At 72.8% G+C, this 9,308-nt stretch carries 7 protein-coding genes and 2 pseudogenes; all 9 read left to right on the top strand.

Going from position 1 to position 9,308, the window contains the following annotated elements; genetic code table 11:
• The first annotated feature begins 132 nt into the window (after positions 1 to 132).
• The 9 genes and pseudogenes from argC to Q1N79_RS05375 all read left to right on the top strand — a co-directional run bounded on the left by argC (position 133) and on the right by Q1N79_RS05375 (position 8,759).
• Positions 133 to 1,212, top strand: coding sequence for an N-acetyl-gamma-glutamyl-phosphate reductase (gene argC / locus Q1N79_RS05415; protein WP_300605201.1), 1,080 nt, complete (start codon positions 133 to 135; stop codon positions 1,210 to 1,212).
• Positions 1,209 to 2,372 (top strand): bifunctional glutamate N-acetyltransferase/amino-acid acetyltransferase ArgJ, encoded by a 1,164-nt coding sequence (argJ, locus tag Q1N79_RS05410; protein ID WP_300605199.1) that lies wholly within the window; start codon positions 1,209 to 1,211, stop codon positions 2,370 to 2,372. The genes argC and argJ overlap by 4 nt, the downstream gene beginning before the upstream one ends.
• Positions 2,373 to 2,374: 2 nt before the next feature.
• Positions 2,375 to 3,283: an acetylglutamate kinase gene (argB, locus tag Q1N79_RS05405; RefSeq protein ID WP_300605202.1), complete on the top strand. Its 909-nt coding sequence runs from the start codon at positions 2,375 to 2,377 to the stop codon at positions 3,281 to 3,283.
• The gene (locus Q1N79_RS05400; RefSeq protein ID WP_300605197.1) at positions 3,280 to 4,479 is read left to right on the top strand and encodes an acetylornithine transaminase; all 1,200 of its coding nucleotides are present in this window, start codon (positions 3,280 to 3,282) and stop codon (positions 4,477 to 4,479) included. Before argB ends, Q1N79_RS05400 begins: the two co-directional genes overlap by 4 nt.
• Positions 4,479 to 5,405: an ornithine carbamoyltransferase gene (gene argF, locus Q1N79_RS05395; protein WP_300605195.1), complete on the top strand. Its 927-nt coding sequence runs from the start codon at positions 4,479 to 4,481 to the stop codon at positions 5,403 to 5,405. The genes Q1N79_RS05400 and argF overlap by 1 nt, the downstream gene beginning before the upstream one ends.
• A pseudogene (locus tag Q1N79_RS05390) lies at positions 5,405 to 5,668 on the top strand (arginine repressor); the annotation flags it as partial. The gene argF and the pseudogene Q1N79_RS05390, both read left to right, overlap by 1 nt.
• Positions 5,669 to 5,881: 213 nt before the next feature.
• Positions 5,882 to 6,139: pseudogene (locus Q1N79_RS05385) on the top strand (arginine repressor); the annotation flags it as partial.
• Between the two features lie 354 nt (positions 6,140 to 6,493).
• A complete protein-coding gene (gene argH, locus Q1N79_RS05380) occupies positions 6,494 to 7,945 on the top strand; it encodes an argininosuccinate lyase (RefSeq protein WP_300605193.1) in 1,452 nt (483 codons plus the stop codon).
• Entirely contained in the window at positions 7,932 to 8,759 is an 828-nt protein-coding gene (locus Q1N79_RS05375) for a DNA-3-methyladenine glycosylase (protein ID WP_300605192.1), read from the top strand. The genes argH and Q1N79_RS05375 overlap by 14 nt, the downstream gene beginning before the upstream one ends.
• Positions 8,760 to 9,308 lie beyond the last annotated feature (549 nt).

Here is a 9,308-nt window from a genome sequence, read left to right as displayed (position 1 = left end):
CCGTTGGCGTATCTGGCCCCAATAGAGTGGGCCGTTGGCGCAACCGGCCCGAAACCTCCTCGATCCCGTTTGCATATTCATTCATTCTGGTGCATAATTCTCCAGAATGGCGGATGCGAGGAGGCGCCGAACATGGGCATACGGGTCGCGGTGGCCGGAGCCAGCGGCTACGCGGGCGGCGAGCTGCTGCGCCTGCTGGCCGGGCACCCGGACCTGGAGATCGGTGCGGTCACCGGGGAATCGAGCGCGGGCAGGCCGGTCACCGCGGTGCACCCCAACCTCACCGGCCACCCGGCGTTCGACGGCCGCACGTTCGACGTTACCGACGCCGAGGTGCTGGCGGGCGCCGAACTGATCTTCATGGCCCTGCCGCACGGCCAGTCCGCGGCGCTGGCGGAAAAGCTGCCCGACGCGCGGATCGTCGACCTGTCCGCCGACTTCAGGCTCGCCGACGAGGCGGCCTGGCAGCAGTTCTACGGCGCAGGCCACGCCGGCCGCTGGACCTACGGCCTGCCCGAACTGCCCGGCGCGCGGGAGCGGATCGCGGCGTCGGCACGGGTGGCCGCGCCCGGCTGCTACGCCACCGCGTCGATACTCGCGCTCGCCCCGCTGCTCGTGGCCGGCCTCGCCGACCCCGCGGACATCGTGATCGTTGCCGCCTCGGGCACCTCGGGGGCAGGCCGCTCGCCCCGCCCGGACCTGCTCGCCAGCGAGGTCATGGGCAGCATGTCCGCGTACCAGGTCGGCGGCACCCACCGGCACACCCCGGAGATCGAGCAGGCGCTCGCGGAGGTCCTGGATTTTCATCCCGAACGATCCCTCCCGTCTCCCCAGCCCACGATCTCCTTCACCCCGCTGCTTGCGCCGATGCCGCGCGGCATCCTCGCCACCTGCACGGCCCGGCTGGCGCCGGGCGTCGCCGACGGCCCGGACCCGGCCAGCGTGCTGCGCGGCGCGTTCGCCGACGCGTACGCGGGCGGCCCGTTCGTGCACCTGCTCCCGGCGGACCAGTGGCCGGTCTCCGCGGCGGTGTCCGGGTCCAACGGCGCGCACCTGCAGGTGACCGCCGACGCGCACGCCGGCCGCGCGGTCGTGGTCTGCGCCATCGACAACCTCGGGAAGGGCGCGGCCGGCCAGGCCGTGCAGATCGCCAACCTCATGCTCGGCCTGCGTGAGACGGCCGGCCTTACCCCCCATGGAGTGGCCCCATGAGCGTGACAGCACCGCTCGGTTTCCGGGCCGCGGGCGTCGTCGCCGGACTCAAGGAGTCCGGCGAACGGGACGTCGCGGTCGTGCTCAACGACGGGCCGTCCCGCGCGGCGGCGGCGGTCTTCACCGCCAACCGGGTGCAGGCGGCGCCGGTCAGGTGGACCCGTCAGGTGGTCAGCGGCGGCCGGGTCCGCGCGGTCGCGCTGAATTCGGGCGGCGCGAACGCGTGCACGGGCCCGCTCGGCTTCCAGGACACGCACGCGACCGCCGAACGGCTCGCCGCCGCCATCGGCGACTCGGCCGGCGAGATCGCGATCTGCTCGACCGGCCTGATCGGCGAGCGGCTCCCGATGGACGCGCTGCTGCCCGCGGTGGACGCCGCGGTCGCCGAGGCCGATCGCGGCGGCGGCGTGCACGCCGCCGACGCGATCCGCACCACCGACACGGTCGTCAAGATCGCGTTCCGCCGGCAGACCGCTGACGGAACCCTGTACACGATCGGCGGCATGGCCAAGGGCGCCGGCATGCTCGCCCCGGCGCTGGCGACCATGCTGTGCGTACTCACCACCGACGCCGACCTGTCGGCCGCGGAACTCGACTCCGCGCTGCGCTCGGCGACCGCCGTCACCTTCGACCGGCTCGACACCGACGGCTGCATGTCGACCAACGACACCGTGCTGCTGCTCGCCAGCGGCGCGGCGGGGGTCAAGCCCGACCACGGGGACTTCACAAGGACGCTGACAGAAGTCTGCGCGGACCTGGCCCGCCAGCTCCAGCTGGACGCCGAGGGCGCGTCGAAGATGATCACGATCGAGGTCGTCGGCGCGGCCACCGAGACCGACGCGCTGACGGTCGGCCGGGCGGTGGCCAGGAGCAACCTGCTCAAGTGCGCGATCGCGGGCGAGGACCCGAACTGGGGCCGCGTGCTGGCCGCGGTCGGCACCACGGACGCGGTGTTCGACCCGGACCGGCTGAACGTGGCGATCAACGGCGTCTGGGTGTGCCGGGGCGGCGCGGCCGCCGAGGAGCGGTCGAAGGTGGACCTGCGCGGTCGCGACGTCACGATCACCGTAGACCTGTCCGCCGGCCCGAACACCGCCGTGATCCTCACCACCGACCTCACCGAGGCCTACGTGCGCGAGAACTCGGCGTACTCCACATGACCATGGTGATCGCCGAGGACAGGGACGACGCGCGGCGGGCGGTGGCGACCGCCAAGGCCGCCACGCTCATCGAGGCGCTGCCCTGGCTCGACCGGTTCCACGGCGAGACCGTGGTGATCAAGTACGGCGGCCACGCCATGACCGAGGCGGACCTGCGCGCCGGGTTCGCCCAGGACCTGGTGTTCCTGCGCTACGCCGGGCTGCGCCCGGTCGTCGTGCACGGCGGCGGCCCGCAGGTCACCGAGCACCTGGACCGGCTCGGCATCGAGTCGACGTTCACCGCCGGGCTGCGCGTCACCACGGCCGAGATGATCGACGTGGTGCGGATGGTCCTCGGCGGCAAGGTGAACAAGGACATCGTGGGCCTGATCAACCGGTACGGGCCGTTCGCGGTCGGCCTGTCCGGCGAGGACGCCAACCTGTTCACCGCCGAGCGCAAGGTCGCGGTCGTGGACGGCGCGGCGATCGACATCGGCCTAGTCGGCGACATCACCGTCACCGACCCGGGCGCGGTCCGCGCGCTGCTCGCCGACAACCGGATCCCCGTGGTGTCCAGCCTGGCCCGCGGCGTCGACGGCGAGGTCTACAACGTCAACGCCGACACCGCGGCCGCCGCGCTCGCGGTCGCGCTCGGCGCCGCCAAGCTGGTCGTGCTCACCGACGTGGCTGGCCTGTACGTGGACTGGCCGGCCTCGGCCAACGTGATCAGCCAGCTCGGCGCCGCCGACCTGGAGCAGCTGCTGCCGAGCCTGTCGGCCGGGATGATCCCCAAGATGGAGGCGTGCCTGACCGCGGTCCGCGGCGGCGTGCCGCAGGCGCACGTGCTCGACGGCAGGCTCAAGCACGCCGTCCTGCTCGAGATCTTCACCGACTCCGGCATCGGCACCATGGTGATAGGGGACCTCACATGACCGAGAGCGAAGACCTGCGCAACCGGTTCGAGGCCGCCATGATGGCGAACTACGGCACTCCGCCGCTCGCGCTCGCCCGCGGCCAGGGCTGCCGGGTCTGGGACGCCGACGGCAACCGGTACCTGGACCTGATCGCCGGGATCGCGGTCAGCGCGCTCGGCCACGCCCATCCGGCCATCGTGGCCGCGGTGACCGCCCAGGTCGGCAAGCTCGCGCACACCTCCAACCTGTTCGTGCACGAGCCAGGCGTGGCGCTCGCCGAGCGCCTGCTCGCCCTGCTGGCCGCCGACGGCCGGGTGTTCTTCTGCAACTCGGGCGCCGAGGCCAACGAGGCCGCGATCAAGCTGGTCCGCCGCAAGCAGGGCAGCAGCAGGCCGGTGATCGTGGCCGCGGAGCACGGCTTTCACGGCCGGACGATGGGCTCGCTCGCGATCACAGGCAAGGAGTCGATCAGGGAGCCGTTCGGGCCGTTCGGGCTTGACGTCCGCTTCGTCCCCTACGGCGAGGCGGCCGCGCTCGCCCGGGCGGTCGACCGGGACGTGGCGGCCGTCTTCCTCGAGCCGACCCAGGGCGAGGGCGGCGTGATCCCGGCGAAGGCAGGTTACCTGCGGGCGGCCAGGCAGGCGTGCGACGCGGCCGGGGCGCTGCTCGTGCTCGACGAGATCCAAAGCGGCATCGGCCGGACCGGCGCCTGGTTCGCCTACCAGCAGGAGCAGATCCTGCCCGACGTGCTCACGCTCGCCAAGGGGCTTGGCGGCGGCCTGCCAATCGGGGCCTGCGTCGGCTTCGGCGACTGCGGGAGCGCGCTGCGCAAGGGCGACCACGGCTCGACGTTCGGCGCCAACCCCGTTGCCTGCGCGGCGGCGCTTGCCGTGCTCGAGGTGATCGAGTCGGAGAACGTCCTCGGCAACGTCAAGGCCGTCGGCGACACGCTCGCCGGCGGCATCGCCGCGATCGGGCATCCCCTGCTCAGGGGCGTGCGCGGCAGCGGGCTGTGGCTCGCGGCGGTCCTCACCGCCGACAAGGCGCCGGCCGTCAGCGCGGCCGCGCAGGCGCACGGCTTCCTCGTCAACGCCGTGCAGCCGGACGCGGTACGGCTTGCCCCGCCGCTGATCTTGTCGCAGGAGGAGGCGCAGGAGTTCCTTGACGCGTTCCCGGCGATCCTGTCCGCGGCCGACGCGGGGGCGGCGGCCTGATGCCCGGCCCCAGGCACTTCCTCCGCGACGACGACCTGTCTCCCGCCGAGCAGGCGCGGGTGCTCGACCTGGCCGCCGCGATGAAGGCGGACCCGTTCGGCCGCCGTCCGCTCGCTGGCCCGAAGGCCGTCGCCGTTCTCTTCGACAAGCCTTCGCTGCGCACCCGGGTGTCGTTCACCGTCGGCATCGCCGAGCTCGGCGGGTTCCCGCTGGTCATCGAGACGCAGTCCACGCACATCGGGCGCGGCGAGACGATCGGCGACATCGCCAGGGTGCTGGCCAGGCAGGTGGCGGCGATCGCCTGGCGCACCTCCGGCCAGCACCGGATCGAGGAGCTCGCCGCGGGCAGCACGGTGCCCGTGATCAACGCGCTGACCGACGAGTTCCACCCGTGCCAGGTCCTCGCCGACCTGCACACCGTCGCCGAACGCTTCGGCCGCCTCTCCGGCCGCACGCTCACCTTTCTCGGCGACGGCGCGAACAACATGGCGCACTCCTACCTGCTCGGCTGCGCCACCGCGGGCATGCACGTGCGGGTGGCCGCGCCAGAGGGCTACCAGCCCGACCCGGTGACAACAGCAACAGCGCGCGCGATCGCGGCCCAGACCGGCGGCTCCGCGACCGTGCTCGACGACCCCGTGGTCGCGAGCGAGGGCGCCGACGTGCTCGCGACCGACGTGTGGGTCTCGATGGGCCAGCAGGACGCGCCCGCCAGGAAGGCGGCGCTGGCGCCGTATCAGCTCAACGGCGACCTGCTGAGCCTGGCCGGGCCCGACGCCATCGTGCTGCACTGCCTGCCCGCGCACCGCGGCGAGGAGATCACCGCCGAGGTGCTCGACGGACCGGCCAGCGCGGTCTGGGACCAGGCGGAGAACCGGCTGCACGCGCAGAAGGCGCTGCTCACCTGGCTGCTGGAGCAGTCGTGATGGCCGGGCACGCGACGCCATCAGGCCCGTCGGCCGCCGCCGGGGCTGCCCCCGGCCCCCCCGCCAGCCCGGCGACGAAGGCCGCCAGGCAGGCCAGGATCGCCGCGATCTTGTCCCGTGAGCAAGTGCACTCCCAGGAGCAGCTGGCCGCGCTGCTCGACCGGTACGCGGGCACGCACGTCGCGCAGGCGACGCTCTCCCGTGACCTGGACGAGCTCGGCGTCGTGCGGCTGCGGGCGGGGGACGGCTCGCTCGTGTACGCGCTGCCAGGGGAGCCGGGAGGGCCAGGGTCCCGCCCCGGCGCCGGCCTCGATTATCCCGAACGGTCCGTGCCGCCTCCCCCGCCGCCCGCCGTTTCCGGTGTCGCGGCGCGCCCCGGGCGCCCTGGCCAGCCTGCCGCGCCAGCCGCTGCCCCGAGTGCCCCGCCGTCGGGGGCATCCGGGGCGCCGGGCCCGGCCCCCACGCCGGCCGGAACGTCCGCGGCGGCCCCGGCTCGGCTGACCCGCTACCTCAAAGAGCTGATGACCTCGGCCGAAGCCAGCGCGAACCTCGTCGTGCTGCGCACGCCGGCCGGCGCCGCCCAGTTCCTCGCCTCGGTCATCGACCACGCCGCGTGGCCGGCGATCCTCGGCACGGTCGCGGGCGACGACACGGTGCTCGTTATCGCCAGGGACCCGTCAGGCGGCGAGCCCCTGGCCGCCGAACTCCGCCACCTGGCCGAGCGCCGCCGCTGACCCACGCCCGTCGCCCCCCGTCGCCCGGCCCCCGCCCCGCCGCCCGTGAGTGCCCCCGCCCGGCACCACGCCCGCCGCACCAGGGCCGCGTCAGCCTCAGACGCCACGCCCGCCGCACCTGCGCCACAGGCCCCGTCCAGCCCTGCCATCTGCCCGGTCGCTCCGCCTGCCGAGTTGGCGCTGTGGGCCACAGCGCCAATAGGTTCGTCGCTGTGACCCCCTGCGCCAATTCCCTGGACCGCCTGAGGGGCCGCTTCCCGCATCCTCTGCCTAGGCGGCCTGCCCGCCGCTGGGCGGGGTCATAGGGTTGGGTGTAACGGGGTCGACGCGACGGAAGTGGGACAGGTGGGACAGATGGAATCGGGCGCTGGGTCTGAGCAGCCGGAGGCAGGGCCGACGCGGTTGTGGGGCGGGCGGTTCGAGGGCGGGCCCGCGGACGCGCTGGCGCGACTGTCGCTGAGCGTCCAGTTCGACTGGCGGCTGGCGCGCTACGACCTGCTGGCCTCTCGGGCGCACGCCCGGATGCTGCACCGTGCGGGGCTGCTCACCGACGCCGAGGCGGAGTCGATGCGCAGCGCCATCGACGACCTGGACCGGGCCGTCGACGACGGATCGTTCCGGCCGACGGTCGCCGACGAGGACGTGCACACCGCCCTTGAGCGCGGCCTGCTCGAGCGGCTCGGCTCGCTCGGCGGGAAGCTGCGGGCGGGCCGCAGCCGCAACGACCAGGTGGCCACCGACCTGCGGCTGTACCTGCGCGACCACGCCCGGCGGATCGTCAGCAGGCTTGCCGAGCTGCAGACAGCGCTGATTGCCCAGGCCGAGGCGTGCGGTGACACCCCCGCCCCCGGCATGACGCACCTGCAGCACGCGCAGCCAGTGCTGTTCGCGCACCAGTTGCTCGCTCATGTCCAGGCGTTCGCGCGCGACGCCGACCGGCTGCGGGACTGGGACAAGCGCGCGGCGATCAGCCCGCTTGGCGCGGGCGCGCTGGCAGGCTCGTCGCTGGCGGTAGATCCGCGGGTGCTCGCCAGGGAACTCGGATTCGACGGCGCGGCGCCGAACTCCATGGACGCCGTCTCCGACAGGGACTTCGCCGCCGAGTTCTGCTTCGCCGCCGCGCTCACCGGGGTGCACCTGTCCCGGCTCGGCGAGGAGATCGTGCTGTGGTCGTCGCAGGAGTTCAGCTGGGTCGAGATCGATGACGCCTACGCGACCGGGTCGTCCATCATGCCGCAGAAGAAGAACCCGGACGTCGCCGAGCTGGCCCGGGGCAAGGCCGGGCGGCTCATCGGCGGGCTGACTGGCCTGCTCACCACGCTCAAAGGCCTCCCGCTCACCTATAACAGGGACTTGCAAGAAGATAAGGAGCCGGTGTTCGACGCGGTCGACACGCTGCTGCTCGTGTTGCCCGCCATGGCCGGCCTGGCCGCGACGCTGCGCATCAACAAGCAGCGGCTCCGCCAGGGCGCGCCGGCCGGGTATACCCTCGCCACCGATCTGGCCGAGTACCTGGTGCGCCGCGGCGTGCCGTTCCGGGACGCGCACGAGATCGTCGGCCACCTCGTGGTCTGGTGCCAGGTGAACGACGTCGGGCTGGACGAGGTCAGCGACGCCGACCTCGCGAAGGTCTCTTCGCACCTGACCCCGGATGTCCGGGCCGTGCTCACCGTGGATGGCGCGCTCGCGGCCCGCAGGGGGTTCGGCGGCACTGCGCCAGCGCGTGTCGCCGAGCAGCTTGCGGCGCTGCGCGCGACCGTCGACTCCGCCGCCGCGTGGGCGGCGGCCGTCGGTGACGGAGGTTGACACGGCGGCCAGCGTGCCCGTGAGCGCAGGCCGCGCCGCGGTGGCAGGCCTGCTCCCGAGAGAGTTCTTTGACCGGCCTTCCGATCAGGTCGCGCCCAGCCTGCTCGGCTGCGTCTTGGAACATGAGTCGGCGGACGGCATCGTGGCGGTCGCGCTGACCGAGGTGGAGGCGTACGCGGGCCAGGCGGACCCGGCGTCGCACGCGTACCGGGGGCGAACCGAGCGTAACGCCGTGATGTTCGGGCCGCCCGGGCACGCCTACGTGTACTTCACCTACGGGATGCACTTCTGCATGAACGTGGTATGCCTGCCGGCCGGAACGGCCTCGGCCGTGCTGCTGCGGGCCGGGCAGGTGGTCGAAGGCGAAGAGCTCGCAATGCGCCGGCGGGCCGGCCCGCCGCGTGGCTCGCAGGAGGCAAGCGCGGCGGGCGAAGCAGCGACGCGCGACCTGGCCCGCGGCCCGGCGCGGCTGTGCCAGGCGCTTGCCATCGACAAGGCCCTGTACGGAGCCGACTTGTGCGCGGAGGCGTCGCCGCTCCGCCTGCGCGCCCCGCTGGGCGGCCCTTCCGGGCGGGAACGGGGGACCGGGATAGCCGCACCTGCCAGCGGCTTGCCGCTGCCCGCGGGCACCGGCTCGGGAGAAAGGACTTTGATTTGCGCCGGACCCCGCGTGGGGATACGCGAGGGAGCGGATGTTCCCTGGCGTTTCTGGCTGGACGGCGATCCGACCGTATCGGCGTACCGGCCATACGCGCGGCGGCAGCGCCAGCCGCCGGCGGTCCGGCCCGACGGGCCCCACGGCGCGCCGCGCTAGCCGCTCACCATGCCTCCCGAACCACCTGAGCAGCTTGCGCTCAACACGCTGCCGATCTCGGTGCCGCAGGTAAGGAACGTTATGAGCAGGTTGCCGCAGACTTGTGACGGATAGTGCGCCGTTTGATTTGACGAAGGTTTGCGGCGGTCGTAGAGTTCTTTTTGCCCTGTGGGGATGGAGCGCCGGAAGGCGTGACGGGACCCGGGGAGCCACCAGGAAGCCTTCGTCCGGGGCTGCGCGCGTGCTGCGGGATCCCGGTTGTCCGGTTGGCTGGCGGTATGGGAGATCCCAGGAGTCGGCAAAGTTCTGCTAAACCGAGTTGACGGCGGGGAGAACCAAGAGTAAGCTTGTCGGGTTGCCCCGGTTGCGGGATGTTGTGTCTCGTGTGCGGGGGTTCGTTTCTTGAGAACTCAACAGCGTGTTAAAAGCCAGTGCATTTTTTTGTACGGTTCCCGTTCCGGGTTTTCCCTGCTGGTTGGGGGGGCCGGGATGGGTTTGCCATGGATGCTCTGTGGCTGGGTGCCGGTTTTCCCGGGCTGTCCCGTGGTT

The organism is Trebonia sp. (assembly GCF_030042015.1).
Lineage (GTDB): Bacteria > Actinomycetota > Actinomycetes > Streptosporangiales > Streptosporangiaceae > Trebonia.
This window is presented reverse-complemented; position numbering and strand designations above follow the sequence as displayed.